Here is a 322-nt window from a genome sequence, read left to right as displayed (position 1 = left end):
AACAGCGACCCCCTGGAAATCTTCGAGAAAGCTCTCGACGCCATCGCTCCGCTGGTCGAAGTCAAGTCCCGCCGTGTAGGCGGTGCTACTTACCAGGTTCCGGTTGAAGTTCGTCCATCCCGTCGTAACGCTCTGGCAATGCGCTGGCTCGTAGACTACGCCCGCAAGCGCGGCGAGAAGTCGATGGCTCTGCGTCTGGCCGGCGAACTGCTGGATGCTGCCGAAGGCAAGGGTGCTGCAGTCAAGAAGCGTGAAGACGTGCACCGTATGGCTGAAGCCAACAAAGCGTTCTCGCTCTACCGCTTCTAATTCAAGCATCAAT

1 protein-coding gene is annotated in these 322 nt (G+C 58.4%); it reads left to right on the top strand.

The annotated features are described in order from the left end of the window. Nucleotides 1-309, top strand: a 309-nt coding sequence (rpsG, locus tag QWI17_RS16705) for a 30S ribosomal protein S7 (protein WP_302723663.1), incomplete at its 5' end; no start/stop codon positions are given. Between the last annotated feature and the right edge of the window lie 13 nt (nt 310-322).

The sequence above is a fragment of the Gilvimarinus gilvus genome (assembly GCF_030518155.1).
Lineage (GTDB): Bacteria > Pseudomonadota > Gammaproteobacteria > Pseudomonadales > Cellvibrionaceae > Gilvimarinus > Gilvimarinus gilvus.
This window is presented reverse-complemented; position numbering and strand designations above follow the sequence as displayed.